Here is a 24,953-nt window from a genome sequence, read left to right as displayed (position 1 = left end):
CCCGTCACTCTAGCAACTACGAAGCAGAAGGCATCTACATACCTTCCGATATTTACATGACTGAAGGTATATGATTCAGTGAAGGAGTCACCCACCACGACCAAGGCAGGCCATGACCACGACCACCATCACCGGCGCCAGGGTCTTCGACGGCGAGAAGAACCTGGGCGTCACCACCGTGTCCATCGAGGACGGAAAGATCGTCCAGGTCGGCGGGGAGGTGCCCGCCGGAGCCGACGTGGTCGACGGGACCGGCGCGACACTGCTGCCGGGCCTGATCGACGCGCACGTCCACACCGCACCGGAAGCCCTCGCGCTGGCGCTGCGCTTCGGCGTGACCACCGAACTGGAGATGCAGGGCCTCAACACGCGCGACCGGCGGGCCGCCATCAGCGACGACGACACGGTCGCGGACGTGCGCTCGGCGGGCTTCGGCCTCACGCCGCCCGGCGGGCATCCCGCCGAGCTGTTCCCGCCGGGCTTCACTCCCGGCGGCGGCGGAGATCAGACCGGCGAGCCGCCGTTCCAGCCGGACGCCACGAGCCCGGAGGGCGCCGCGGCGTCGATCCCCCGGCTGCTCGCCCACGGCTCGGACTACGTCAAGTTCATGATCGACGACGGCAGCGTCGAGGGGCACCCCGGGCTTCCGATGATCGATCAGGCCACCCTGAACGCGGGCGTGGCCGAGGCCAAGAGGTACGGCGTCCTCACCGTCGCCCACACGCTGACCATCGACGCCACCAGAATGGCTCTGGAGGCCGGAATCGACGGCCTGGCGCACCTGTTCGTCGAACCCCACGACGACGAGATCATCGCCCTGATCAAGGACTCCGGCATGTTCGTCGTGCCCTGCGCGGTCCTCAACGCCTCGCTCATGGGCATCACCGGTGGCGAACTCGCCGACGACCCGCGGGTGTCCTCCCGGCTGGACGAGGACTGGGACAGGACCCTGCGCTCCAGCTTCGGCTGCTACCCGCAGGGCGAGATCAAGGACGTCCTGGCCACCATCAAGGCGCTCAGCGACGCCGGCGTCGACGTCCTGGTGGGCACCGACGCCTCCGTTCCGGTGCCGTTCCTCGGCGGCCTCGCCCATGGCGCGAGCGTCCACCACGAACTGCAGTACCTCGTGCAGGCCGGACTCACCCCGCAGCAGGCACTGCGCGCCGCGACCGCCACGACGGCCCGGCGGTTCGCGCTGTCCGACCGCGGCCGCATCGCCGAGGGGCTGCGCGCCGACCTCCTCCTCGTCGACGGGGACCCCACCACCACGATCTCGGACACCCTCAACACGCGTGCCGTCTGGCGCCGAGGTGCTCTCGTCCAGCGGCGCTGACGCGGCATTCGTACGTGCGGACGATTGCGCTCGGCCGAAAGTGGGCACGTCATGCGGGTGACGATCGATCAGGAAGACCCGCCGCTGAGGTGTCTCGTGATGGGCGCGACCGGGCACCTAGGTTCGCACCTCGTGCCGGAGCTGCTCGCGCACGGGCACGAGGTGGCTGTGCTGGTTCGCGACCGCGGCCAGGCGGCACAGTTCCCCACGAGGGTGATGGTGCACGTCGGCGACGCCACGGACGCGCGGGCGGTCCGGGGAGCGTTGGCGAACAGCGACCTCGTGTACTTCCTGATGCACTCACTGGATCAGCCGGACTTCGCCGGCATCGACCGCGAGGCCGCCTCCGTGCTGGCGACGGCGGCGGCGGACGCGGAGGTGCGGCAGATCGTCTACGTCGGTGGGCCGCGTCCCGACTCCCCCGGCCTGTCCGCGCACCTCGCCTCCCGGGCCGAGGTCGGTGACGTCCTGACCGCGGGACGGGTGCCCGCGCTCGTGCTGCAGGCGTCGATGATCATCGGCGCAGGGTCGGCGAGTTTCGAGCTGTTGCGATCGTCCGCCCGGCTCACGCCGTGGGTGCCGGTGCCGTCGTGGATGCACAACACCAGCAGGCCGGTGGCGCTCGCCGACGTCGTGCACCTCCTGGTAGCCGCCGCGGACGTCCCGGAACCGGTCGGCGGCGTGTTCGACGTACCAGGCCCGGAGCGGCTCAGCTATCTGGAACTGGTGCAGCGGTGTGCGCGGGTGCTGCGGCTCCCGGTCCGGCTGCCGGTGCCCGCGCCGTTGTGGTCGCACAAGCTCGCCGCGCAGGTCGCCGGGCTCGTGACGCCGGTGTCCGCGGCGGTCGCGGAGCCGTTGTTCGCGTCACTCGACCACGATCTCGCGGCCGACGGTCCGCCGATCACCGACGTGCTGCCCGCTCCGCCCGGTGGCATGACCAGCGTCGACAACGCCATCCGCGCCGCGACCACTCCGGAGGCCGAGAAGACCGGCGGCGAGGTGTTCACCGAGGAGCGGACGGTGCTCACCGAGGCGTCACCCGAGGACGTGTGGCGCACGGTGAACACGTTGGGCGGCCAGGACGGCTGGCACACGGTCCCTCTCGTGTGGACGGTCCGGGGCGCGATCGACCACCTGTTCGGCGGCATCGGGCTGTACCGCGGCCGGGCACCCGAGGTCGGTGACGGGGACGTGGTCGACTTCTGGACCGTCGTGCGCCGCGACGACGAGGCGAGGCAGCTGGTGTTGCGGGCCGACATGAAGATGCCCGGCCGCACGGTGCTCGACATGCGCGTCGATCGCGAGGGCGACCGCACGCGCTACCGGCAGAAGATCACGTTCACCGCCGACGGGCTGCTCGGCCAGCTCTACTGGATGGCGCAGAAACCGTTGCACGACATCGTGTTCGCCACGATGGCACGCGGGATCGTCAAAAAGGCGGCTGCGGCACAGGACGCGTGACTCAGGAGGCCAGTCGCCGGCTCAGTTCGGGGACTCCGTCGCCGCCGAGGTCGGCGAGGAACGCGGCACGCCCGGCCATCACCATGACCAGCGACAGCAACGGCCCGCGAACCTCGGGCCCACCGCCCGCCTGGAAGTCCGCGTCGGTCGCCCGCAGCGCCAGACCCTTGACCAGGGTCTTGCTGTTGACCGCGAAGTCCTTCGCGGCGAAGAAACGGGCCACGGCGAGCAGGCCGTCGGCATCGGGGGTGTGCCGCAGTCCGAGCGGCCTGCGGATGTCCTCGCCGTGGACGATCACCTCGCCCAGCCCGGCCGGGGACGACTTCACCGGCAACGCGATCGTCCCGACGTGCCGGAACCGTTCGAGCGTCTCCCGCGGGGTGGCGCCGCGGAACTCCTCGAGGCGCCGCCGGTTGTGCAGGTCGGCGTTGAACCGGGCACCGGCCATGCTGCGGATCCAGCCCACCAGGTTGAGCCTGGTGGCCGCGCCGAGGTGGGCGAGGGCCTCCTCGACGTCCCAGTCACCGCACAACGTGGCCGTGCGCCACTGCGACGGGTCGAGCGCGCTCAGGTCGTCGGCCAACGCGGCGAGTTCGCGCTTTTGGATCTCCGTCAGGTCGGGCATGGCGCGACGATAGCCGTGGTCACTCCGGTCACCAGATGCCTTTGCATAAAGCTATCCACAAAGATAGATTGCCGTCGTGGCAGAGCGCGGCGAGACTGACCTGGTCGGCGGGGTGGTGGCGTGGTGGGCACGGCACGCCCCCGAACTGCCGGTGCGGACGATCGAGTTCACCAAGCGCGTCGCACGGATGCACGCCCTGACCGACCGCGTCACGGTCGCCGTGCTGACGGGCTTCGGCCTGAGCCGTGCCGAGTACGACGTTCTCGGCACGCTGCTGACGGCGGGCGACGCGCACCTGAAGCCGTCGGAGCTGTCATCCCGGCTGCTGCTCACGACCGGCGGGCTGAGCAACGTGCTCCGGTCATTGGAGCGCCGCGGTCTCACCTCGCAGACGTCGGACGCGTCGGACGGGCGCAGCAGGCGCGTGGCCCTGACAGCCGAGGGGAAGGACGTGGCCGAGCGAGTGGTCCGCGAGGTCGTCGCCGCTCAGCACGACCTGCTGGGCAAGGCCGGTGACGCGGACGTCGAGGCCGCCGTGACGGCACTTGCCGCCGTGCTCGATCCGCTTGATCGCCGCGCGTCCCCGGAGGTGTGACATCTCGAGGTTCACGCTCACCAACGTCCACCTGTTCACCCCAGAGCACACGTTCGGGCCGCTCACCTCGCTCGGCGTCGAGAACGGCGTGATCACCGGCGGCACCGATGGCGAGGTCGTCGACGGACGGGGCGGCTACCTGCTTCCCGGGCTCATCGACACCCACGTCCACATCGGACATGCCGACGAACTCGCCGCCGGGTTGCGGTGGGGCGTGACGACGATGCTCGACATGGCCTCGACCCGGTGGGACGAGCTCCGCGCGTTGCGGGACAACGAGTCCGACGACCGCTCCGACGTCCGCGGTGTCTCCTACCCGGCGTGCGCAGTGCGCGGCCGAGCTGTGCGCAAGATGGGTTTCCCGGCCTCCACGGCGGTCAGCGGCCCCGCCGACGCCGCGCGGTGGGTGGCCGAGCGGCTGCGCCAGGAACCCGACTTCCTCAAGATCGTGCTGGAGGACAAGGTGCTGCCGTTCCAGCCCCGGCCCCTGAGCCCCGCCACGGTCGCCGCCCTCGTGACCGAAGCGCACCGGGCGGGGAAGAAAGTGGTCGTCCACGCCGCGTCACCGCAGGCCTACGCCACCGCGCTCGACGCGGGCGCCGACGTCATCACCCACGCGCCCATCAGCGCGACACTGTCCGCCGACCTGGCCGGCCGGGTCGCCTCCTCGGGTACCGCCGTGTCCCCCACCCTGGTGATGATGCGCGGTGTCCTGGAGAACCTGCGTCTGCCGTTCAGGCCGAAGTCGCTGCACTTCGGCCAGACCCTCGCCTCGACCGCGGCGCTGAACGACGCGGGCGCGACGATCGTCCTCGGCACCGACGCGAACTCCGACGTGACCTCGCCTTCCCGCGTCGCCCACGGCAGCGCCGTCCACGAGGAACTCGCCCTGCTCGTGGACGCCGGACTCAGCCCCGCCGACGCGCTCGCCGCGGCGACGTCCCGTGCCGCGGCGGTGTTCGGGCTGCACGACCGCGGCGTCCTCGCCACGGGCACACGCGCGGATCTCCTCCTGCTCAACCGGAACCCGCTCCAGGACATCACCGCCAGCCGCGACATCGCCGGCGTGTGGAAGCGCGGGGTCGCCGCGCCGGGCATCACGCGGTGATGACGACCTTCGCGCGGGCGTGTTCCGTCTCGACGTAACGGACCGCGTCGGGCACCTCGTCCAGCGAGTAGGTGCGGTCAACGACCGGCCTGAAGCCTCCTGACTCGGCGAGGCGCCGCAGCGCCGCGAGGATCTCCCCGTCCGGCGTCGTGGTGAGCACGAGCAGCCGGTCGCGGACGAACGGCGCCTGCAGCTTCGCCCTGATCATGAGCCACATCGGCCCGGCGAGACTGCCGCCGCGGAACACTCCCCCGCCGGACAGCACGATCGTCCCGCCGGGGGCGAGCACGCGCCGCAGCCCGGTCAGCGAGTGGTTGCCGACCAGGTCGAAGACGAGGTCGTAGTGCCCGCCGTTCCCGGTGAAGTCGCCTTCGGTGTAGTCGACGACGTGGTCGGCGCCGAGCGACCGCACCAGTTCGACGTTCCTCGTGCGGCACACGCCGGTCACCGTGGCGCCCATGGACTTCGCGATCTGCACCGCGAACGTGCCGACGCCTCCGGACGCCCCGTTGATCAGGACGTGCTGTCCCGCCTGGAGCTTTCCGGTGTCGCGCAGTCCCTTCAGCGCGGTGAGGCCGGCCAGCGGCACCGCGGCGGCCTGCTCGAACGTCAGGTTGGCAGGCTTGGTCTCCACCAGGTCCTCCGGCGCGCACACGTACTCGGCGAACGCCCCGTCGGCAGTGCCCAGGTCGCCGTACACCTCGTCACCGGGCCGGAAGCGCCGCACGCCCCGGCCGACCGCCTCCACCGTGCCGGCGAAGTCGCGGCCGCGGATCCTCCTGCCGGGACCGGTCAGTCCGATCCCCGTGAGCCTTGCCAGGTAAGGATCTCCGCGCATGACGTGCCAGTCGTAGGCGTTGACCGAGGCCGCGTGCACGCGCACGAGCACCTCGTTGCCCGAGGCCGCGGGCGGCTCCACGTCGCGGAACTCCAGCACGTCCGGTGATCCGTACCGGTCCTGCACGATCGCCTTCATCGGGTCTCCCTGAGCGTGGCGCCGACCTGGGCGGTCGCGCGAGAGGGCTTCACCTGGCGGCGGATGATCCACTCCGCGACGGCGAGGTTGACGAGCCAGGCGGCGAGCATCAGCGCCGCCTTGGCGAGCCGGTCGGGCGTGCCGACGGCCACCAGCCACAGGGTCAGCGTCACCGCCTGGGTGCCGGCGCCGAGCCCGATCGCGAAACCGCGGATCATCCAGGCGCGGTGCCCGGCGACGTCCCGGCGGCGGATGGCGGCGAACCCGAGCACGATGAACACGAACCAGGCCGTGCCGAACACCAGCCGGATGCCTGTGAGCAGCACGCCCACGTCGGCGGGTTTGGGGTAGAACACGGTCATCCACAGACCTGACAACGCTCCCAGGAGTCCACAAAGGACCAGAACGCGTCCTGCCGCCCTGTGCCACGCCGGTCTGCGGCGCCGGAAGCCGGGAGCGAACTGGAAGGCCCCGAGGACGCAGTACACGCTGACGGTGATCGCGTGCAGCACCACGGGAACGGGTGAGGCGAAGAACCTCGCGTTGTCCGGTGTGATCTCCGCGCCGCCGCCGAGCTCGCCCAGCCGGAGAGCGCCGCCGAGCACCGGGATCACGCTGAACAGGATGATCGCGGCCGGGATGAGCCTGTCCCACTTGGTCGAGGAGGTCATGCACCGAATCGTGTCGCGAGTGGGGGTGTCACCTCATCGGCAGAAGGGCCTCGATCGACCTGGCCGATGGTGCGGTGCACTCGTCGTACTTTCGGCTACTGCTGCCGGAATCCACTCCGGACCCGCTTGGTCTCGTAGGCCCAGATGGCCATCTCGACCCGGTTCCTGACGCCGATCTTGGCCATCAGGCTGGCGATGTGGGACTTCACGGTGCTGAGCGTGATGTACAGCTCCTGGGCGACCTCGCTGTTGGTGCGCCCACCCGCGACGGCGGCGAGGACCTGCTCCTCCCGTTCGGTGAGCGGCTCGATCGGCTGCACGACGCGGCCGGCGGGCTCGACGTCCGTGAACGCCTCGATCAGCCGGGCGGTGACGCTGGGGGCGATCAGGGCGTCGCCGGAGGCAGCGGCGTGGACCGCCTGGGCGAGCAGGGCGGGGCCGGCGTCCTTGAGCAGGAAACCCCTGGCACCCGCACGGAGCGCGGCGTAGACGTACTCGTCGAGGTCGAACGTGGTGATCACGACGACGGCGAGCGGGTCGGCGACTCCTGGCCCGGCGAGCAGGCGGGTGGCCTCGATGCCGTCGGTCCCGGGCATCCGGATGTCGAACAGGCACACGTCGGGCCGCAGGCGCCGGGCCAGTTCCACGGCCTGCCGTCCGTCCGGCGCCGCACCGACGACCTCGATGCCCGGCTGGGCGTCGAGGATCATCGAGAGTCCGGTGCGGACGATCTCCTGGTCGTCGGCGACGATCACCCGGACGCTCATCCCCGCGCCCCGGTGAGCGGCAGGACAGCCGTCACGGTCCAGCCGCGTCCGGAGTTCGGGCCTGCCTCACAGCTGCCGCCGAGCAGGTCGGCGCGCTCCATCATGCCGATCAACCCGTGACCGGGCACCGCGGTGGTGGCGGTGTCGCCGTCGTCGCTCACCCGCAGACGCACCGACGAGGCGCCGACGACCACCGACACCTCGATGCGCGTGGCGTGCCGGGCATGCCTGCGCGCGTTGGTGACCGACTCCTGGGTGAGCCGGTAGATCGCGGTTCCGACGGACTTCGGGAGGTCGTCGACGGCCCCGTCGATCCGCACGTCCACCTCAGGACCCGGCCTGCCGGGGCTCGCGAGCAGTGCGACGTCGGCGACCGTCGGGCTGGGCGCCAGGTCCGCGGACTCGTTGCGCCGCAACGCTCGCACCATCGTGCGCATCTCGGCGAGCGCCCGCGACGCCTCCGACTCGATCAGGCCGAGTGCCTCGGTGGCCGCCTCCGGCCGCGACGCCGCCGTCGCGAGCCCCGCCTGGGCCCGGATCGCCATCGCCGACACGTGGTGCGCCACCGTGTCGTGCAGATCCCGCGCCAGCCGCTCGCGTTCCAGCAGTTTCACCTGTTCCAGCTCCCGTGCCCGCGCCCGTCCCCGATACCGCACGGCGGCTCCGACGGCGCACGCCGTGCCCAGCACGGCGCTCCCGCTCCCGGCCTCGCCCACGCTGATGAACCCGAGCACCGCCGACAGCCCGACCTTGCCGAGCATGATCGCCAGCCCGATCACCGCCTCGCGCCCGGAACCCCACCGGAACAACGAGAACGGGAAGAGCAGCATGAACACCATCACGTTGAGCTCGGACTCGCCCCCGAACACCAGCGAGGCGACCGCGGCCACTCCGAACGCGACGGCGACCGCGAAGAGCGGCCTGCTCCGGCGCAGCAACAGCAACGGCAGCAGCACCACCGCCACGGCCAGCGAACCGGCCCGCGAGTTCAGGTCCGGCCGCAGCAGTGTCTCGAGCACCGCGACCAACAGGAGGACGGCGACCAGCGCCCAGTCCCACCACAGTCGTGCCGCCCCGCGCACAGGCCGGGGCTCGTCCCACACCGACCGCGGATAGGCGAACACGAGGTCATCGTACGAGAGCAAGAGTCATGGCAGATCAGTCCAAAGCACGAGACCTGGGCCCTGAAGCCGGATGCCGCAACGCGGGCCGGCGCCGTCACCCCCTGGTGACGGCGCCGGCCCACTGCGTCCCCTACATCCCCCGCCGCGACGAATCGCGGCCACTGACTACGCCTGCTCGGCCTCGACCGTCGTCGCGGGCTCGCTGCCAGGCTTCCGACGGTCCTCCAGCGAGATTCCGCACTTGCCGACCAGCGCGACACCGGCACCGATCGTCGTGGCCACCGGAGCGGCGAACGCCGCCACGAACCCGAGAGCCAGCGGCACCTCGAGCACCACGTCGTCCTTGCTGTCCCGCACGACGACACGACGGTTGATGCCCTCGCTGACCAGTCCGCGCACGGCGTCGACCACCGAGTCGACGGGGTTGCGGGTGGGCTCGGACTTGGATTCGCTCATGTCTCTCCTCGAACTGGGACATCCCCTTGACGACTTCCAGCGTGCCCGTGATCAGGTGCCGTGCCATCAGGGTTTTCCCCTGACCTCCGCCTGATTTCCCCCTCAGGTCGAGAAACCCGTTCCCACCTTCAGCGATAGGTGATCCGCATCACGCGGTCACCCGACCAGGAATGCGCATCGGGAGATTCCGGGAATTGTCTTCCGAGGAAACGCTCAACGACGTCCGGTGGCCAGGACGACGAGGAACTGGCCGCCGCCAGCCTCTACGGTGGCGGTCACCGGCAGCCCCGGCACCAGCCGGGAGAACCGGTCCGCCAGCCAGTCCGCGGCCTCGTGGGCGTCCTGCTTCGTCGGGCACCGGGCCACCATCTCGCGGCCGCCCTTGCGCTCCAGCCGCCCGGCCACGGTGATCAGCGGCGCGGGTTCGGCCACGTGCAGGCGGTCCGGCCACTCGATGACGACCTTGACCGCGCCCTTGCGGCTGTTGCACCCGCGGTGCGCGAGGCGTTCGGCGATCTTCGCCTTCCGGTCGGCGGTCCGGCTGTCGACGCTCGGTCCTCGCGCGTCGTTCACCGACATGCCGGGGTCGACCGGCTCGTCGCACACCCAGCATCGCCAGCCGTCGCGTTCGGCCACGTCATCGAGGAGACTCACCGGGGCAAACTAGCCTGTCGGGCGGCCGAACCGTTCACGGGACGGTGACGAGCACGCGGCCGCGACCGCCCGCGTCGACCCGCTCGTGGGCCGCCGCGATCTCGGCGAGCGGGAACAGCTGCCCGACCTTCACCCGCAGTGCGTCCATGGCGGCCGCGGCGGTGAGGTCGCGGGCCGCGGCTCGTTTCGCGGCGGCGGGGAAGTCGTCGCTGCCGAAGAGCCGGACCGTGGCGTTGGCGAACAGCAGTGGCCAGAACGGCAGTTCCGTGCGGTCGGTCCGGGTGCCGTAGGCGGCGATGACGCCGTCGTTCGCGATGACGGCGACGTCGAGGTCCGCGTTGTCGGACAACGACACCTCGATGATGCGGTGCACGCCGTCCGGCGCGTTGGCGCGAATCTCGTCGGCCGCGCCGGGGGTGTCGAGGGCTACCGCGTGCGAGACGAACTCGGGGTCGACGAGGCCGAGGTCGCTGGTCCTGGTCACGGTTCCCAGGACGGTGGCACCGCCCCAGCGCGCCAGTTGCGCGGCAAGGGAACCGACACCGCCGAGCACGCCCTGCACCAGCACGGTCCGTCCGTCGACCGGTCCGTCGGCGAACACCGTGCGGTGGGCCGTGATGCCGGGGATGCCCAGGCTCGCGGCCAGTTCGTCGGTCACGTGATCGGGCAGCGGCACGGCCATGTGCTCGGGCACGACCACGTACTGCGCGGCTGTGCCGAACGCACGGTAGGACTGCGCGCCGTAGACCCACACGCGCCGTCCCAGCCGGTTCTTGTCGACGCCGTCGCCGACCGCGTCCACCACTCCGGCGGCGTCGCTGTGCGGGACGACCCTCGGGAACGGCATCGAGGAACCCAGCCAGCCACGCCGTTTCTTGGTGTCGCCGGGGTTCACCCCGGACAGTCGCACCTCGACCCGCACCTCACCGGGGCCGGGCTCGGGATCGGGCAGCTCGCCGACGCGCAGGACCTCGGCGGCGGAACCCTGCTGGTCGTACCAGGACGCGAACATGGTTCTCCTTCAGCCGGAACGGGAAGCGGGCCGTCCTTTTCAGACGGTCGGGCCGGTGAGGCGCCACCCACTCTGCCAGGTCCAGCCGTTGCGCGCGTTGAGGGTGATGTTCAGGAAGGCCAGTTCCTCCAGCGAACGGGCCATCCGCAGGCCGCCCGCGTCGATCGGGCGGAAACCCAGCGAGGTCAGCAGGTCCGCCACGACCTGCTTCGCCGCGGCGTCGTCGCCGGCGTAGTAGCCGTCGAGCGGCTGACCGCCCTCGGTCGCGTCACCCAGCCGGGAGGCGAAGACGGTGTTGAACGCCTTGACGAGCTTCACTCCCGGCGCGGCGGAGGCCAGTTGCTCGGCGTGACTCGTGCCGCCGGTCGTCAGATCGCTGTAGGTCTCGTTGATCGGGTTGGTGGCGTCCACGACGACCGCGCCGGTGCCCTTGATCTCGTCCAGCACGTCGGCCGCTGCGCCGGCGGGCACCGCCAGCACGATCACGTCCGCGCCCTGGGAGGCGTCTGCCACGGACGCCGCGGACGTTCCGCCCACCTGCTCGGCGACCTTGACCGCGTTCTCCTCGTGGGCGGCGGCAACGGTGACCTGGTGTCCCGCGGCGGCAGCAGCGCCGGCGAGTCCGGATCCGACGTTGCCCGCACCGATGATCGCGACGCGCATGACAGCCTCCAAAAATAGTTCAACTTTGAACTTTCTGTCTCCGAGGCTACGAGCGATTGGTTCAAGCGTCAAGTAAATTGGGGGTGTGACCCCGGACTCGAAGGACCCGCGCTGGCTGACGGCGGAGCAACGGCTGGCCTGGCTCGACATGGTGCGCGTGCTGACCCGGCTGCCCGCGACCCTCGGCGCCCAGCTGGAGCGCGACGCCGGGCTGACCTTCTTCGAGTACCACGTGCTGTCGATGCTCTCCGAGATCCCCGGCCACGCCCTGCGCCTGAGCCGCCTCGCGCAGCTCACCAGTTCCTCGCTGTCACGCCTCTCGAACGTCGTGAAGCGCCTGGAGGCTCGCGACCTGCTGCGCCGCGAGCCCGACCCCGGCGACGGCCGGGCCAGCCGCGCGGTCCTCACCGACGCGGGCATGGCCGCCGTCGAGCAGGCCGCACCTGGTCACGTCACATTGGTCCGCGAACTGGTCGTGGACCCCTTGGACGCCAAACAACTGAGCCGGCTGCACGCCGCCCACGAACGCATCCTCGACCGGCTCGACCCCGCCTCGTCCACCCGGCCGGAGTGGCTGGAGACCTGAGTCAGCGCGCTGTGGTCTGTTCCTGCCACCGCGCCAGCAACCCGAGCGCCCTCGCGAGCACCGGCGAGTCGTCGTCGGCGCGTACGGCGGCCACGAGGTCGATTGCCTGCTTTCCTGCCAGCGGGCGGTAGGTCGTGCCGGGCACGCCGAGTTCCGCCACCGGTTCGGGGACGACGGCCACGCCGAGTCCGGACGCGACGAAGGTGACGAGGGTCGAGGTCTCCGCCACCTCGTGGCGGATCCGCGGCTCGAACCCCGCCGAGCGGCACAGGTCCGTGACGATCCCGTGCATGACCGAACGGCCGTGGGACGCGTGCACGATCAGGTCTTCCTCGCGCAGGTCCTCGATCTTCAGCCGCTTGCGCCGGGCGAGGCGGTGGTCCTCGGGCAACGCGACGATGAGCCGGTCGCGGCGCACCGTGGTCACCCGCAGCCCGGAGTGCTCGACCGGCGGGCGCAGCAGGGCGAGGTCGATGCGGCGGGCGAGCAGGGATTCGAGCTGGTCCGGTGCCAGCATCTCGCCGCGGAACACGAAGTCGACGGCCGGCAGTTCGTCCCGCAGGGCCCTGGCGAACGCGGGCAGCAGGCTGTAGGTGGCCGAGCCGACGCACCCGACGACCAGCCGGCCCTGCACGCCCTCGGCCACCCGTCGCGCCTCTGCCGACGCTTCGTCCACAGCGGACAGCACCGCTCGCACGCGGTCCAGGTAGACCAGTCCGGCGTCGGTGAGGTCGACCTTGCGGGTGGTGCGGTGCAGCAACGTCACCCCGAGCTCGGTCTCCAGCTGCTGGATCTGCTGCGAGAGCGGTGGTTGCGCCATGTGCAGGCGTTCGGCGGCGCGCCCGAAGTGCCGTTCCTCGGCGACCGCCACGAAGTACCGCAGATGACGAAGTTCCACTGATTGATACTCGCAGAGTCTCAGCCACCGTTAAATGAGTATTTCTGAATATCACCGGACGGCCCTAGGGTCGAGGGCATGACCGACGTCGTGATCTGCGAGCCCCTCCGGACCCCGGTCGGACGGTTCGGCGGGGCTCTGGCCTCGCTCAGTGCCGCCGACCTCGCCACCACCGTGCTCACGGAACTGGTGCGCCGCACGGGACTGCGGGAGGGCGATGTCGACGACGTCGTGCTCGGGCAGAGCTACGCGAACGGCGAGTCACCGGCGATCGGCCGGATCGCGGCGCTCGACGCGGGTCTCGGTGTCGGCGTGCCCGGCCTCCAGATCGACCGGCGCTGCGGTTCCGGGCTGCAGGCCGTGCTCTACGCGGCGGGTCAGGTCGCGACCGGTGCGGCGAAGGTCGTCGTGGCGGGTGGCGCGGAGTCGATGTCGCAGGTAGAGCACTACGCGCTGGGGTTGCGCACCGGTGTTCGCAGCGGCGGGATCCAGCTCGTCGACCGGCTCGACCGGGCCAGGGAGACGGCCGGTGGCCGGTTCCACCCGGTGTCCGGCGGCATGCTGGAGACGGCCGAGAACCTCCGTCGCGAGTACGGCATCTCGCGCGCCGAGCAGGACGAGTTCGCGCTGCGGTCGCAGCAGCGCTGGGGTGCCGCCGACCAGGCGGGCAGGTTCGCCGACGAGCTCGTGCCGGTGATCGTCCCCGGCCGCCGCGGCAAGCCTGACCTGACCGTCGGCCGCGACGAGCACCCCCGCCCGGACACGACGCTCGACGACCTCGCCGCGCTGCGACCGGTCCGGCTGAAGCTCGACCCCGAGTCCACGGTCACGGCGGGCAACGCGAGCGGTCAGAACGACGGTGCCGCGCTGTGCGTGGTCACCACCCGCGACGAAGCCGAGAAGCGCGGGCTGCGGCCCGTGCTCGCGCTCAGGTCGTGGGCCGTCGCCGGGGTCGGACCCGAGGTGATGGGCATCGGACCGGTGCCCGCCTCGGCCGCCGCGCTCGACCGGGCCGGGCTCACCCTCGACGACATGGACGTGATCGAGCTCAACGAGGCGTTCGCCGCCCAGGTGCTCGCCTGCCTGCGCGAGTGGAAGGTCGACGCCGGCGACGAGCGGCTCAACCCCAACGGGTCCGGCATCTCGCTCGGCCACCCGGTCGGCGCGACCGGGGCGCGGATCCTGGCGACGCTCGCGCACGAGATGCGCCGCCGCGGCAGCCGCTACAGCCTGGAGACGATGTGCATCGGCGGCGGTCAGGGTCTCGCCGCCGTCTTCGAGGCGGTGCGCTGATGAGCGTCGCCGAGGTCCACCACGTCGTCACGGGCAGGCCGGACGGGCCGGTCGTCGTGCTGTCCAACTCGCTCGGGTCGACGCTGGAGATGTGGGACGCCAACGTCGCCGCGCTCGAAGAGCACTTCCGGGTGGTCCGCTACGACACCCGCGGTCACGGCCGTTCCCCCGTCGTGCCCGGTCCGCACACCATCGACGCGCTCGCCGGTGACCTCGTCGTGCTGCTCAACCGGCTGGACGTGGAGAAGGCGCACCTGGTCGGGCTGTCGCTGGGCGGCATGACCGCACTGCGCGTCGCCGCCCGCAACCCCGAACGCGTGGACCGGCTCGCGGTCCTGTGCACCAGCGCGTGCCTCGGGCCGGCGGCGAACTGGACCGACCGCGCCGCCCTCGTTCGCGCACGGGGAACGGGCGCGGTCGCCGAGGCCGTCGTCCAGCGCTGGTTCACCCCCGCCTACCAGGACCGCGCGCGGTGGGAGGCGATGGTCTCGGCCACTCCGGCGGAGGGGTACGCGGGCTGCTGCGAGGCGATCGCCGTCATGGACCAGCGCGCGGACCTCGCCGGGATCAGCGCGCCGACGCTCGCGATCGCGGGAGCGGACGACCCGGCGACACCGCCCCACCACCTCGAGGAGATCGCCACCTCGGTCCAGGACGGCCGGCTTCTCGTCGTCCCGGGCGCCGCCCACCTCGCCAACGTCGAGCAGCCGGACGTCGTCACGGCGGCACTCATCGACCACCTCACCAAGGAGAGCCGTTCATGAGTCTGGGCAAGGTGGCCGCCGGACCGGCCGAAGCCGTGGCCGGCATCCGGTCCGGCGCGAGCGTCGCGGTCGGGGGGTTCGGGCTCGCGGGCATCCCGTGGTTCCTCATCGAGGCCCTGCTGGAGCAGGGCGCCGACGACCTCACGATCGTCTCGAACAACTGCGGTGTCGACGGTGCCGGTCTCGGACTGCTGCTCGAACACCGCCGCATCAGCCGGGTCGTCGCGTCCTACGTCGGCGAGAACAAGGAGTTCGCCCGGCAGTACCTGACGGGTGAGCTGACCGTGGAGCTCACTCCACAAGGGACACTCGCGGAACGGCTGCGCGCGGGCGGTTCGGGAGTGGGCGCCTTCTACACGCCGACCGGTGTCGGCACGCTCGTGTCCGAGGGCGGGCTGCCGTGGCGGTACCACCCGGACGGCACCGTCGCACTCTCCTCCCCTGCCAAGGAGGTCCGCACGTTCCACGGCAAGGAGATGGTGCTGGAGGAGTCGATCGTCACCGACGTGGCACTCGTGCGCGCCGCGATCGCCGACCGCGCGGGCAACTGCGTCTTCCACGCCGCCGCCCGCAACTTCAACCCGGCCGCCGCGATGGCGGGCCGGTTCACCGTCGTCGAGGCCGAACGCGTCGTCGAGGTCGGCGAGATCGAGCCGGATCACGTGCACCTGCCCGGTGTGTTCGTGCAGAGCGTCGTCGCGCTCACCCCGGACCAGGCCGCCCGCAAGGACATCGAGAAGCGCACCACCCGCGCCCGCCAGGAGGCGAACTGACATGGCCTGGACCCGTGATGAGATGGCCGCCCGCGCCGCGCTCGAACTGCGCGACGGCGAGTACGTCAACCTCGGCATCGGCCTGCCCACCCTGATCCCCGACCACCTGCCGGCGAACTCCACGGTGACGCTGCACGCGGAGAACGGCATCCTCGGCGTAGGCCCGTTCCCCTACGACGACGAGGTCGACCCCGACCTCATCAACGCGGGCAAGCAGACCGTCAGCGTGCTGCCGGGAGCCTCGTTCTTCGACTCCCCCACCAGCTTCGCGATGATCCGCGGCGGCCACATCGACACCGCCGTGCTCGGCGGCATGCAGGTCTCCGCGCACGGCGACCTCGCGAACTGGATGGTGCCGGGCGCGATGGTCAAGGGCATGGGCGGCGCGATGGACCTCGTCAGCGGCGCCCGCCGGATCATCGTCCTGATGGACCACGTGTCGCGCGCCGGCGACCCGAAGCTGGTCTCCGCCTGCACCCTGCCGCTGACCGGACGCCGGGTCGTCTCCCGCGTCATCACCGATCTGGCCGTGCTCGACGTCGCGGACGGGGCGTTCCGGCTGGTCGAGCTCGCGCCCGGCAGCACGGTCGAGGACGTGGTGGCGAGGACGGGCGCGCCGGTGCTCGACACGAACTCGGTGACGCCGGCATCAAGGTGACTCCGCCTGTGAAGCACCCTTCCGGCAGCCACTCGCCACACTCGCGGCCGTCGCGTCGAGGCGCCGGGCGCTGATCGGGTCGGGCGCCAGGAGATGGAGCTCGCGGGCCGAGTCGAACGCCCGCCGTGCCGCATCGAAGTCGCCCGTCTCGACGCGCACGCCGCTCAGGTCCAGATAGGCGGCGACGGCGAGGTGCACGTCATCCGTGTCGTGGTAGAGCTTTGCGGCCAGCGCGAACTCGTCGGCCGCGGCGGCGCTGTCGCCGAGAACGCGCAGGCTGTGGCCGAACTCGCTGTGGGCGAGGGCTTCCGTCATCTTGTTGCCGGCTTCCACGACCGGCGGCAACGCGGAACGGAAGATCCGGACCGCGTCGCGGTGCCGTTGCACTCGTGCGTGCGCTTGGCCGAGGGACAGCAGGGAATCCCCTTGCTGGCCGACGAGATCGTCCTCGCGGGCGATGGCCAGGGAACGTTCGTGATGCTCGACCGCGCCGGCGAAGTCACCGAGCAACGACTTCGCGTCGCCGATGTTCTGCAGCACGATCGCCATGTAGCCGCGGTCGTCCAGGGCCGCGAACAGCGCGAACGCCGCCTCGTACGAAGCGAGCGCGGCGGCGGTGTCGCCTTGTTCGTGGTGCATCCAGCCGAGGTTGTTCAGCGTTGCCGCTTGCCGTCGCGTGTTGCCGGCCTCCCTCGCGATGGCGAGACACCGTTGCTGTTCCCGCACGGCCTCAGGGACGCGTCCGGCGTGGACCAGAGCGATCGAGAACTGCGCTCTGGTCCGGCATTCGAGGTCGAGGTCGTCGAACTCCGTCACGGCGTCGACCGCGGACCGCAGCAGGCGGACGCCGAGCAGCCACGTGCCGCGGTGCTCGAAGTAGCCGCTCAGCAGGAACGGGATCTGCCACGCCACCTCGTGCCGCCGCGTCGACACGGCGTGATGGACCAACGCGGAGAGGTTGGACCTCTCGTCGTCCAGCCACGCCAACGCGTCCAGCGCGGTGCCGAACGGCGCCGTCGGGTCGGCTCCGACGCCGGACGGGCGGTAGGGCACGAGCAACCGGTCCGCCGCGGCCAGCCTGCCGACGTACCAGGCGCAGAGCCGGTCGAGCGCCGCCTCGCGGGCCGGCCGATCCTCCTCCGCCTCGGCGAGTTCCCTGGCGTACAACCCGATCAGGTCGTGGAAGGAGTAGCGGCCGGGTGTCCGGCGGTCCAGCAGATGAGCGTCGTACAGCACCTCCAGCAGGCGCGTGCCGCCCACGCCGTCGAGTGCGTCGGCGGCCTCGGGTGTGAAGTCGACGTCCGGCACCAGGCCGAGCCGCCGGAACACCCTGCGCGCCGCCGGCTCGAGGCGCTCGTACGACAGCGCGAACACCGACCGCACGGCCGCTTGGTCGTCGTCGGAGACCGTGAGCGTGCTCAGCCGGTTGCGGGCCAGGTCGGCGACGAAGTCGGCGAGCCGGCGGCGCGGCTGGTCCAGGAGGTTCGCGGCGGCGATCCGCAGTGCCAGTGGCAGGTGGCCACAGGCATGGGCGACCTCGGCCGCGGCGTCCGGTTCGGCATCGATCCGTTCACCGCCAAGTAGAGCCACGAGCAGTTCGTGTGACTCCTGTGGGCGCAACGGAGCCAGCAACAGGCGCCGTGCGCCGTTGATCGCGACCAGGCCGGCGAGACGGCTTCGTGAGGTCACCAGGGTCACGGTCGCGGACGTGCCGGGCAACAGCGGCCGGACCTGGTTCACGTCGTGCGCGTTGTCCAGCAGCACGAGGACCCTGCGGTCGGCCACCAGCGACCGGTAGAGCCCGGCGGCGCTGTCGAGCTCCTGAGGAACGTGTTCGGCAGGAACGCCCAGCGCTCGCAGGAACTCGCCCAGCGCGTGTGCCGCGTCGACCGGGTTCGCCGTGGCCGCTCCACGCAGGTCGACGTACAGCTGGCCGTCGGGAAAGTCGTCCCGCCGCTGATGCGCCCACTGCAGGGCCAGCGCGGTCTTGCCGACCCCGGCGGCGCCCGCGATCGCCGAGATCGTCACCAGTCCCGCTCCGCCGGCCACCACGGCGTCCAGCTCCCTCAACTCGTCCACCCGTCCGCTGAAGTCACGTGGCGCGGCGGGCAGTTGTGCCGGCCGGGGACGGCTCGGCCGTGCCGGGAGGTCGAGCGCCGGATCGGCCCGCAGCACCTCCTGGTACCGGGTGCACAGGGCATCGGACGGATCGACTCCCAGCTCGTCGCAGAGTGCCGCTCTCGCCTGGTGGTAGGTAGCCAGAGCGTCCGCCTGCCGGCCGCACCGGTAGAGGGCCAGCATCAGCTGAGCCCGGAACCGTTCGTGCAACGGGTGCCGCGCCACCACCTCGGTCAGTTCCGCAACGAGATCGTCGTGCCGGCCGAGCTCCAGATCGACGTCGACGCGCTCCCCCAGCAGCGCGAGCCACCGGTCGGTCAACGCGTCCGACATCGTCAGCACGGCGGGCACGTCGACGAGGTCGGCGAGCGGAATCCCGCGCCACAACGCCAACGCGTCGCGCAGCAACGCGGCACGCCTGCCCCGATCAACGGTCGCGTGGGCGTCCGCGACCAGCCGTCGCAGCTCGTCCGCATCGAGCTCGCCCGGTTCCACGACGAGCCGATAACCGGCGGGTCCGTGCGTTATCCGCGCCGGATCGCGGAGTTTCTTTCGCAGCCGATGCACGTACAGCTGAAGGGTTTTCCTCGCGGACGCGGGCGGTTTCGTCTCCCACAGCGCGTCCGCGAGCGCCTCGGCGGACACCGGCGAGTTGGCGTCGCAGAGCAACAGCGCCAGCAAACGGCGGAGCATCGGTTGATCCAGATCGACGTCTTCCCCCTCCACTGCGACGCGAAGTGGACCGAGCACGCCGAACTCCGTCTTCATGGTCGCCTCCCGCCGCACGACGGTGGCACCGCACCCGATGAAACCGCCGTGAAACCGGCCGGGTTCACGGTGTTGGCGTAACCGCGGGAACGCGGGACAACGGACCAGGAGGGGGAATTACATGCGAACGGGGAAAGTCGCACACAAACTCAGGACCGCCGGCGTGGTCGTGGCCGCGCTGGGCTCCGTACTGACGGCGGGACAGCCGGCTACCGCGGATCCGGGCGCGATGCTCGTCAGGTCGTGCACCGTCACCACCCAGTGGACGTGCGTGACGGCGCCACTGTGGATCAGCAGCGGCGCGAACCCTCACGTCGCGACGGCGAACATCCCGTGGACGGCGCCGTTCGAGCCGGGCACTCCGGACCCGGTCAACTCGTTCGTCCTCGTCCGGTACCTCGACGGGCCTGGCGATCCGGAGATCCTCCGCAACAGCAAGAGGCGCGGCGACGAACACAGCGTCTGGGCCGTCGGCTGGCCGGCCGGGAACTACCGGGCCGAGCTGCACTGCCCGTACTCGTGCCAGGGAGCCTCGCTCTACTTCTCCAACTGACCGGGGGAATCCATGAGATCGATTCGCGCGACACTCGCCGCCACAGCGGTTCTGGCCGCGATGATCCCGGTGGCATCGCCGGGCATCGCGCAGGCGGCGGCGTCCTGCAACAGCTTCACGACGTACTCCGTCACGGGCGGATTCATGCGGGTTCCCACGATCGGGTGGGACACCGGCGCCTACAACTGCGATCTGGGCAGGGGCAACTTCGGCGACGCCGTCCGGGTCATCCAGGTGTCGATGCGGCGGTGCATGGGCCAGAACATCGCGGACGACCGCGACTTCGGCCCGAAGACCGAGCAAGCGGTGAAGAACGTCCAGACCAGGCTCAACGAGTGGTACGACGTCGGCCTCGCCGTCGACGGCCGGTACGGCCCGAAGACACGACGGGGCAACTTCCCGTTCGCCGTGTTCCCCACCTTCGCCACCTGGACCCCGAGAGAGGACGGGTACTGCTACTACAACGTCAACCCGTGAGGTGCCGCGGCCAGGAGGACCACCCCACGGATGCGTGAGGTGATGATCACCTGCATCATCTGGGCATGCGCAGCTCACTGTTCAACCACGCGGAACGGCCCGTCGAGCCGGGAAGCTTCCAACTGCAGAACGAACGCATGCTCAAGGTGGACCTCACCGGCAGCGGCGGGTTCTTCTTCGCCAAGCAGGGATCGATGGTCGCCTACCAGGGCGACGTCGACTTCGCCTACGAAGGCAGCGGTGGTCTCGGCAAGCTGTTCAAGAAGGCCTTCACCGGTGAGGGCATGTCGCTGATGAAGGTGTCGGGCAGCGGCGACGTGTTCCTCTCCCAGGACGCCGACGAGATCTTCGTGCTGCACCTGGAGAACGAAGGCGTCACGGTCAACGGCAAGAACGTGCTCGCCTTCGACAGCAGCCTCAAGTGGGACATCAACCGCACCGAGGGCGCGTCGATGCTCAGCGGCGGCCTGTTCAACACCACGTTCACGGGAACGGGAGCTCTCGCCGTCACCGCCTATGGCACGCCGGTCGTGCTGAACGTGGACGTGCCGACGTTCGTCGACATGCAGTCCGCCGTCCTGTGGTCCACCTCGCTGCAGTCCTCGATCCGCAAGACGGCCAAGCTCGGCGCCGTCATCGGGCGAGGCTCGGGCGAGGCGTACCAGCTCGCACTGCAGGGTCAGGGCATCGTCGTCGTGCAGGCGTCGGAAGGTCACCCCGTCCCGACCGCGCAGTAACGCCCGTGCTCGGGTGATCGTCGAACGGAAGCGGCGCCGGTGTCACACCGGCGCCGCTGCCGTTCAGCCGGTGGTCGAGCTCGATGCGCCGACAGCCTTGTGCGTGCCGAAAATCCCATCCATACAGGTTCGACACCCCCTCGACGGGTTCGCGGCTGCCAGGCGCAGGAACCGCACCGAAGAGTCCTTTATGGACAGAAACGGAACCTTCCCACCCCCATCGGACTATTGCCCGCGCGGCCGGGCTTCCCTAATCTCGGGGACGAGTTCTGGGGGGAACGGAGAACAGACACACCGCCGCCGTGCGCAAGCACGTCGTTCTCTTCTCTCTCCCGCTGGTTGACCACATGGCCACCTGAGGGGGAACAACATCTTGACGCTCAAACGCTTTGCCGTGCTGTTCACGGCAGCCATGTCCGCCGCCGCACTGACCACCGGGGTCGCGAGCGCGGCCGGAAACGCGGGAATCTCTTCCACCGTCGCAAGATCGGCGGACGGGCGCCCCGCCGACACCGCCGCGGGGCAGCAGGCGACGAGGGAGTTCTGGACACCGGAGAAGATGATGGCGTCCGTGCCCGCCGACCTGCCGGGTGACGTGGCACCCACTCGCCGCAAGGCCGCTCCGACCGGGCCCGCCGGGCGCATCGATCCCGTGGCTCCGGCTGTCAGGCCTGCTGTGCCGTCCGAGGTCGGCGTGCTGGCGCAGTATCCGAGCCGCTCGGTGGGCAAGGTGTTCTTCCGCCTGCCCGGCGACGGCACGTTGTGGCACTGCTCGGCCACCACCGTCGGCAGCGCGTCGCGGCGGCTCGTGCTGACCGCGGGCCACTGCCTGCACAGCGGTGGTCCGGGTGGTGGCTGGGCCACCGAGTTCCTCTTCGTCCCGTACTACGACAGGGGTTCGCGGCCGCACGGCACCTTCGCCGCCACGTACCTGACCGCGAAGGACCCATGGATCCAGGACAGGAACTTCTACTACGACATGGGGATCGCCGTCGTCGCGACCAACGAGTCGGGTCGCCGAGTGGTCGACGAGGTGGGTGGCAACGGAGCTTTCTGGAACGAGCCGCGCGAAGTGCACGTCGTGGCCCAGGGCTACCCGCTCAACATCGACGGTGGTGAGCGGGCGAAGTTGTGCGAGGGCGACACCGAACGGGTGTCGCTCGTCGACTGGCGGCCCGCGTTCCCGTGCGGGTTCGGGCACGGTGCCAGTGGTGGACCGTGGTTCCAGGAGTACGAGGAAGACCCCGACGGCTGGGGGTTCGGCTACGTGAACGGGCTGACCAGCACCGATGCGGACGGTGGCCGGATCGCCACGCCGTACTTCGACGACGACTTCAAGTCTCTGTACGATTTCGCCGAGTCGCATGCCTGACGTTCGTGGTTTTCCCGTGCTGAGGCAGGCCGCCGTCGTGGCGGCCTGCCTCGCCGTGCTGCTCGGCTGCGGCGCGGGCGGCCCCGGCCAGGGCTGTTCGCTCGTGGGCCGGCCAAGCGGGGTCTCGCTCCAGGTCGACGCGGAGCTGGGCACGGCGACGACGGCTCGGCTCTCGGTGTGCGAGGGCACCACCTGCCAGGACGAGCAGGTGACGTTGACGCCGGCCACCACCGCCGTGCCGAGCTCCTGTTCCGGCGACAACTGCGGCGCGGCCCTGGAACCGACCGGCGGCCGGAGCGGGTTCGCCTCGCTCGCCGTGCCCGCCGCACCGGTGAAGGTGACCGTGAAGCTGTTCGACGCCACCGCGGCACCGCTGCTGGAAGGCACGGCGGAGGCAACGGCGACGACCCGGACGGCGCCGTGCGGCGGCGAAGGCAGGCAGATCGCGCTCGTGATCACCCCGGCCGGAGTCACCGCTTCCTGATCGGCGTTCGATCTGGACGGGTTCAAGAGGCTGGGGCCGCGTGAGGTGTCCGGTGTCTTCGATGTCCATGAGCACGTTGCGGATGGCCCGGGTGACCCAGGCATGGGTGGGGTGCGTGGCGGTGCCGAGCATGCGCACATGTCGGCTGGTGTGGTGGATCGCGAAGGCCGGCCGCAACCAGGCGGTGCCGCAGGACCCAGACGCCGCTTCGGCCACCGATGACATCTCCTTGATTGATAGATGTGCGCAGCTGCATACTTGACCCCTCAAATGAACATCTTCGATCAGATCGGGGACTTCGTGTCCGTGCTCGGTGTGGACGTTGGCGGCACTGCCATCAAAGCGGTGCTGGTCGACGACGCGGGCACCGTGCTCGAGACGAGGTCGCGTCCGACACCGCGGCGTGGCCCCTCGGTCGTGCTCGAAGTCCTCGACGTGGTGGGCCATCTCGCGGAGGAGCTGCCGGCCGATCAGGTGGGTGTCGCGGTGCCCGGCATCGTGGACGAGCGGCGTGGCGTTGGCGTGTTCTCGGAGAACCTGGGCTGGCGTGACGTGCCCTTCGCCGACCTGCTCACCGATCGCCTCCGCCGGCCTGTCGCGTTCACCCACGACGTGCGGGCCGGCGCGCTGGCCGAGAATCGGCTCGGCGGCGGTCGTGGCGCGCGCACGATGTTGTTTCTGCCGATCGGTACTGGTATTGCCTCCGCTCTGGTGACCGACGGTCACGTGCACGATGCCGACGGGTACGCCGGCGAACTGGGGCACGTCGACGTCGGTCACGGCGAGCCCTGCCTGTGCGGGGGCACCGGGTGTCTGGAGGCCATCGCCTCCGCGGCGGCCATCGCCCGTCGCTACACGGCCCTGACCGGCAGGGAGATCTCCGGCGCCGTCGACGTCGCGCGCCGGGTCGAGGCGGGCGAACCCGAGGCGGTCACCGTGTGGAAAGCGGCCGTCGAGGGCCTGGTCACGGCACTGGCCTGGACCGCGAGCATGCTCGCCCCCGAGGTCGTAGTGGTGGGAGGTGGCCTGTCCGGCGCGGACCGCTTGTTGCTCGAGCCACTCGCCAGAAGCCTGTCGGCTCGTTTGACGTTCCAACGCGAACCGCGGCTGGTGCGCGCGACGCTCGGCGGTCTGGCGGGCTGCCGAGGTGCGGCGCTGGCGGCGATCGCCCATCAGCGCGGAGAGCCGTGCCTCTGACTCGCCGTGCGCGATGATGTCTGCTTGGAGGTGACGATGAACAGGTATGAGCGGCTGAACGCGCTGTTGGACATCCTCGGCGAGCGGGGGCGCATCGAGGTAGATGAGATCTCGGAGCAGTTGCAGGTCTCGGCTGCGACGATCCGCCGGGACCTGGACCACCTCGCCGAACAGCAACTGCTGACCCGGACCCGTGGCGGCGCGGTGACTCACACAGTCGCTTACAACCTCCCGATGCGCTACAAGACGGTGCGGCACGCGGAGGAGAAGCAGCGGATCGCGCGGGCGGCCGCGGACATGGTGTGGCCCGGCGCGGTGGTCGGGCTGAACGGCGGAACGACGACGACCGAGGTCGCACGAACGCTGGTCATGCGGTCTGAGGGCGATGCCGTGATCACGGTGGTGACCAACGCGTTGAACATCGCCAACGAGCTTTCGGTGCGTCCTCAGGTGAAGCTCGTCGTCACGGGCGGCGTGGCGCGGGCACAGTCCTACGAGCTGATGTCCTCGCTGGCGGAGAAGATCCTCAACGACCTGAGCCTCGACATCACCTTTCTGGGCGTGGACGCGATCGACGCGGTCGCGGGCGCCTCGGCGCACCACGAAGGAGAGGCCGCGATCAACAGGCTGCTGGCCGAGCGGGCGGGCAAGGTCGTGGTCGTGGCGGACTCCTCCAAGATCGGGGCGCGGGCGTTCGCCTCGATCTGCGCAACAACAAAGGTCAACGTGCTGATCACCGACACCGGTGCCGGCGATGACGACGTCAAACGGTTCCGTGAGCGCGGGGTTCACGTAGAACAGGTCTGACTGGACCTCGACGAGACCTGATG

27 protein-coding genes are annotated in these 24,953 nt (G+C 70.5%); 16 read left to right on the top strand and 11 right to left on the bottom strand.

Annotated features, from left to right (window positions below):
* Positions 1–112 precede the first annotated feature (112 nt).
* Together OG205_RS07945 and OG205_RS07940 are read left to right on the top strand one after the other, a co-directional pair.
* Positions 113–1,333 (top strand): amidohydrolase family protein, encoded by a 1,221-nt coding sequence (locus OG205_RS07945; RefSeq protein WP_330275596.1) that lies wholly within the window; start codon positions 113–115, stop codon positions 1,331–1,333.
* Positions 1,334–1,384: 51 nt separating this feature from the next.
* Entirely contained in the window at positions 1,385–2,794 is a 1,410-nt protein-coding gene (locus tag OG205_RS07940; protein WP_330275595.1) for a DUF2867 domain-containing protein, read from the top strand.
* A gap of 1 nt (position 2,795) precedes the next feature.
* Here OG205_RS07940 and OG205_RS07935 read toward each other — a convergent pair whose 3' ends face one another.
* The gene (locus OG205_RS07935) at positions 2,796–3,419 is read right to left on the bottom strand and encodes a maleylpyruvate isomerase family mycothiol-dependent enzyme (protein WP_330275594.1); all 624 of its coding nucleotides are present in this window, start codon (positions 3,417–3,419) and stop codon (positions 2,796–2,798) included.
* A 76-nt stretch (positions 3,420–3,495) separates the two neighbouring features.
* On the opposite strand from OG205_RS07935, the gene OG205_RS07930 reads away from it, so the two are divergent.
* Positions 3,496–4,014: a MarR family winged helix-turn-helix transcriptional regulator gene (locus tag OG205_RS07930; RefSeq protein ID WP_330275593.1), complete on the top strand. Its 519-nt coding sequence runs from the start codon at positions 3,496–3,498 to the stop codon at positions 4,012–4,014.
* On the top strand, positions 3,986–5,122 hold the full coding sequence (locus OG205_RS07925; RefSeq protein ID WP_330275592.1) for an amidohydrolase family protein: 1,137 nt from the start codon (positions 3,986–3,988) through the stop codon (positions 5,120–5,122). The genes OG205_RS07930 and OG205_RS07925 overlap by 29 nt, the downstream gene beginning before the upstream one ends.
* On the opposite strand, the gene OG205_RS07920 is transcribed toward OG205_RS07925, so the two are convergent.
* The 8 genes from OG205_RS07920 to OG205_RS07885 all read right to left on the bottom strand — a co-directional run bounded on the left by OG205_RS07920 (position 5,112) and on the right by OG205_RS07885 (position 11,445).
* Positions 5,112–6,098, bottom strand: a complete 987-nt coding sequence (locus OG205_RS07920) for an NAD(P)-dependent alcohol dehydrogenase (RefSeq protein ID WP_330275591.1) — start codon at positions 6,096–6,098, stop codon at positions 5,112–5,114. The two genes, OG205_RS07925 and OG205_RS07920, sit on opposite strands and share 11 nt — an antisense overlap.
* Positions 6,095–6,769, bottom strand: a complete 675-nt coding sequence (locus OG205_RS07915; protein WP_330275590.1) for a DUF2306 domain-containing protein — start codon at positions 6,767–6,769, stop codon at positions 6,095–6,097. Before OG205_RS07915 ends, OG205_RS07920 begins: the two co-directional genes overlap by 4 nt.
* Positions 6,770–6,864: 95 nt before the next feature.
* On the bottom strand, positions 6,865–7,536 hold the full coding sequence (locus OG205_RS07910) for a response regulator transcription factor (protein ID WP_330275589.1): 672 nt from the start codon (positions 7,534–7,536) through the stop codon (positions 6,865–6,867).
* Positions 7,533–8,660, bottom strand: coding sequence for a sensor histidine kinase (locus tag OG205_RS07905; RefSeq protein WP_330275588.1), 1,128 nt, complete (start codon positions 8,658–8,660; stop codon positions 7,533–7,535). Before OG205_RS07905 ends, OG205_RS07910 begins: the two co-directional genes overlap by 4 nt.
* 165 nt (positions 8,661–8,825) lie before the next feature.
* Positions 8,826–9,116: a DUF4342 domain-containing protein gene (locus OG205_RS07900; RefSeq protein ID WP_319974046.1), complete on the bottom strand. Its 291-nt coding sequence runs from the start codon at positions 9,114–9,116 to the stop codon at positions 8,826–8,828.
* A 213-nt stretch (positions 9,117–9,329) separates the two neighbouring features.
* Complete coding sequence (locus tag OG205_RS07895; RefSeq protein ID WP_330275587.1) at positions 9,330–9,770, bottom strand: hypothetical protein; 441 nt, start codon at positions 9,768–9,770, stop codon at positions 9,330–9,332.
* Positions 9,771–9,804: 34 nt separating this feature from the next.
* Positions 9,805–10,782: an NADPH:quinone reductase gene (locus tag OG205_RS07890; protein WP_330275586.1), complete on the bottom strand. Its 978-nt coding sequence runs from the start codon at positions 10,780–10,782 to the stop codon at positions 9,805–9,807.
* A 39-nt stretch (positions 10,783–10,821) separates the two neighbouring features.
* The gene (locus OG205_RS07885; RefSeq protein WP_330275585.1) at positions 10,822–11,445 is read right to left on the bottom strand and encodes an NADPH-dependent F420 reductase; all 624 of its coding nucleotides are present in this window, start codon (positions 11,443–11,445) and stop codon (positions 10,822–10,824) included.
* A gap of 85 nt (positions 11,446–11,530) precedes the next feature.
* Between OG205_RS07885 and OG205_RS07880 the strand changes: the two genes are divergently transcribed.
* Entirely contained in the window at positions 11,531–12,031 is a 501-nt protein-coding gene (locus OG205_RS07880) for a MarR family winged helix-turn-helix transcriptional regulator (RefSeq protein ID WP_330275584.1), read from the top strand.
* 1 nt (position 12,032) lies between these two features.
* Here the strand turns inward: OG205_RS07880 and OG205_RS07875 are convergent, their stop codons facing one another.
* Positions 12,033–12,929, bottom strand: a complete 897-nt coding sequence (locus tag OG205_RS07875; protein ID WP_330275583.1) for a LysR substrate-binding domain-containing protein — start codon at positions 12,927–12,929, stop codon at positions 12,033–12,035.
* A gap of 78 nt (positions 12,930–13,007) precedes the next feature.
* Between OG205_RS07875 and OG205_RS07870 the strand changes: the two genes are divergently transcribed.
* Genes OG205_RS07870 through OG205_RS07855 form a run of 4 tightly spaced genes read left to right on the top strand, consistent with a single transcriptional unit; the run spans position 13,008 to position 16,417 of the window.
* On the top strand, positions 13,008–14,222 hold the full coding sequence (locus tag OG205_RS07870) for an acetyl-CoA C-acetyltransferase (protein WP_330275582.1): 1,215 nt from the start codon (positions 13,008–13,010) through the stop codon (positions 14,220–14,222).
* Positions 14,222–14,986, top strand: a complete 765-nt coding sequence (gene pcaD / locus OG205_RS07865; protein ID WP_330275581.1) for a 3-oxoadipate enol-lactonase — start codon at positions 14,222–14,224, stop codon at positions 14,984–14,986. Before OG205_RS07870 ends, pcaD begins: the two co-directional genes overlap by 1 nt.
* The gene (locus OG205_RS07860) at positions 14,983–15,759 is read left to right on the top strand and encodes a CoA transferase subunit A (protein WP_330275580.1); all 777 of its coding nucleotides are present in this window, start codon (positions 14,983–14,985) and stop codon (positions 15,757–15,759) included. Before pcaD ends, OG205_RS07860 begins: the two co-directional genes overlap by 4 nt.
* 1 nt (position 15,760) lies before the next feature.
* Entirely contained in the window at positions 15,761–16,417 is a 657-nt protein-coding gene (locus OG205_RS07855) for a CoA transferase subunit B (RefSeq protein WP_330275579.1), read from the top strand.
* Here the strand turns inward: OG205_RS07855 and OG205_RS07850 are convergent.
* On the bottom strand, positions 16,409–19,303 hold the full coding sequence (locus tag OG205_RS07850; RefSeq protein WP_330275578.1) for an AfsR/SARP family transcriptional regulator: 2,895 nt from the start codon (positions 19,301–19,303) through the stop codon (positions 16,409–16,411). The two genes, OG205_RS07855 and OG205_RS07850, sit on opposite strands and share 9 nt — an antisense overlap.
* Positions 19,304–19,424: 121 nt before the next feature.
* On the opposite strand from OG205_RS07850, the gene OG205_RS07845 reads away from it, so the two are divergent.
* The 7 genes from OG205_RS07845 (at position 19,425) to OG205_RS07815 (ending at position 24,930) form a co-directional block, all read left to right on the top strand.
* Complete coding sequence (locus OG205_RS07845) at positions 19,425–19,856, top strand: hypothetical protein (RefSeq protein ID WP_330275577.1); 432 nt, start codon at positions 19,425–19,427, stop codon at positions 19,854–19,856.
* Between the two features lie 12 nt (positions 19,857–19,868).
* The gene (locus OG205_RS07840) at positions 19,869–20,333 is read left to right on the top strand and encodes a peptidoglycan-binding domain-containing protein (protein ID WP_330275576.1); all 465 of its coding nucleotides are present in this window, start codon (positions 19,869–19,871) and stop codon (positions 20,331–20,333) included.
* 65 nt (positions 20,334–20,398) lie between these two features.
* Positions 20,399–21,070: an AIM24 family protein gene (locus OG205_RS07835; protein WP_330275575.1), complete on the top strand. Its 672-nt coding sequence runs from the start codon at positions 20,399–20,401 to the stop codon at positions 21,068–21,070.
* Between the two features lie 373 nt (positions 21,071–21,443).
* Positions 21,444–22,442, top strand: coding sequence for a trypsin-like serine peptidase (locus tag OG205_RS07830; RefSeq protein WP_330275574.1), 999 nt, complete (start codon positions 21,444–21,446; stop codon positions 22,440–22,442).
* The gene (locus OG205_RS07825) at positions 22,435–22,926 is read left to right on the top strand and encodes a hypothetical protein (RefSeq protein ID WP_330275573.1); all 492 of its coding nucleotides are present in this window, start codon (positions 22,435–22,437) and stop codon (positions 22,924–22,926) included. The genes OG205_RS07830 and OG205_RS07825 overlap by 8 nt, the downstream gene beginning before the upstream one ends.
* Before the next feature lie 270 nt (positions 22,927–23,196).
* Entirely contained in the window at positions 23,197–24,123 is a 927-nt protein-coding gene (locus OG205_RS07820) for an ROK family protein (protein ID WP_330275572.1), read from the top strand.
* Between the two features lie 36 nt (positions 24,124–24,159).
* A complete protein-coding gene (locus OG205_RS07815) occupies positions 24,160–24,930 on the top strand; it encodes a DeoR/GlpR family DNA-binding transcription regulator (protein WP_330275571.1) in 771 nt (256 codons plus the stop codon).
* The last annotated feature ends 23 nt before the right edge of the window (positions 24,931–24,953 follow it).

This window comes from Lentzea sp. NBC_00516, assembly GCF_036346835.1.
GTDB classification, from domain to species: Bacteria; Actinomycetota; Actinomycetes; order Mycobacteriales; family Pseudonocardiaceae; genus Lentzea; species Lentzea sokolovensis.
This window is presented reverse-complemented; position numbering and strand designations above follow the sequence as displayed.

What these genes read in the sequence shown, in the direction of transcription:
- OG205_RS07945 (WP_330275596.1), top strand. Translation starts at nt 113, where the DNA reads ATGACCACGACCACCATCACCGGCGCCAGGGTCTTCGACGGCGAGAAG.
- OG205_RS07940 (WP_330275595.1), top strand. Translation starts at nt 1,385, where the DNA reads ATGCGGGTGACGATCGATCAGGAAGACCCGCCGCTGAGGTGTCTCGTG.
- OG205_RS07935 (WP_330275594.1), bottom strand. Translation starts at nt 3,419, where the DNA reads ATGCCCGACCTGACGGAGATCCAAAAGCGCGAACTCGCCGCGTTGGCC.
- OG205_RS07920 (WP_330275591.1), bottom strand. Translation starts at nt 6,098, where the DNA reads ATGAAGGCGATCGTGCAGGACCGGTACGGATCACCGGACGTGCTGGAG.
- OG205_RS07915 (WP_330275590.1), bottom strand. Translation starts at nt 6,769, where the DNA reads ATGACCTCCTCGACCAAGTGGGACAGGCTCATCCCGGCCGCGATCATC.
- OG205_RS07910 (WP_330275589.1), bottom strand. Translation starts at nt 7,536, where the DNA reads ATGAGCGTCCGGGTGATCGTCGCCGACGACCAGGAGATCGTCCGCACC.
- OG205_RS07900 (WP_319974046.1), bottom strand. Translation starts at nt 9,116, where the DNA reads ATGAGCGAATCCAAGTCCGAGCCCACCCGCAACCCCGTCGACTCGGTG.
- OG205_RS07890 (WP_330275586.1), bottom strand. Translation starts at nt 10,782, where the DNA reads ATGTTCGCGTCCTGGTACGACCAGCAGGGTTCCGCCGCCGAGGTCCTG.
- OG205_RS07885 (WP_330275585.1), bottom strand. Translation starts at nt 11,445, where the DNA reads ATGCGCGTCGCGATCATCGGTGCGGGCAACGTCGGATCCGGACTCGCC.
- OG205_RS07870 (WP_330275582.1), top strand. Translation starts at nt 13,008, where the DNA reads ATGACCGACGTCGTGATCTGCGAGCCCCTCCGGACCCCGGTCGGACGG.
- pcaD (WP_330275581.1), top strand. Translation starts at nt 14,222, where the DNA reads ATGAGCGTCGCCGAGGTCCACCACGTCGTCACGGGCAGGCCGGACGGG.
- OG205_RS07860 (WP_330275580.1), top strand. Translation starts at nt 14,983, where the DNA reads ATGAGTCTGGGCAAGGTGGCCGCCGGACCGGCCGAAGCCGTGGCCGGC.
- OG205_RS07855 (WP_330275579.1), top strand. Translation starts at nt 15,761, where the DNA reads ATGGCCTGGACCCGTGATGAGATGGCCGCCCGCGCCGCGCTCGAACTG.
- OG205_RS07850 (WP_330275578.1), bottom strand. Translation starts at nt 19,303, where the DNA reads ATGAAGACGGAGTTCGGCGTGCTCGGTCCACTTCGCGTCGCAGTGGAG.
- OG205_RS07845 (WP_330275577.1), top strand. Translation starts at nt 19,425, where the DNA reads ATGCGAACGGGGAAAGTCGCACACAAACTCAGGACCGCCGGCGTGGTC.
- OG205_RS07840 (WP_330275576.1), top strand. Translation starts at nt 19,869, where the DNA reads ATGAGATCGATTCGCGCGACACTCGCCGCCACAGCGGTTCTGGCCGCG.
- OG205_RS07835 (WP_330275575.1), top strand. Translation starts at nt 20,399, where the DNA reads ATGCGCAGCTCACTGTTCAACCACGCGGAACGGCCCGTCGAGCCGGGA.
- OG205_RS07825 (WP_330275573.1), top strand. Translation starts at nt 22,435, where the DNA reads ATGCCTGACGTTCGTGGTTTTCCCGTGCTGAGGCAGGCCGCCGTCGTG.
- OG205_RS07820 (WP_330275572.1), top strand. Translation starts at nt 23,197, where the DNA reads ATGAACATCTTCGATCAGATCGGGGACTTCGTGTCCGTGCTCGGTGTG.
- OG205_RS07815 (WP_330275571.1), top strand. Translation starts at nt 24,160, where the DNA reads ATGAACAGGTATGAGCGGCTGAACGCGCTGTTGGACATCCTCGGCGAG.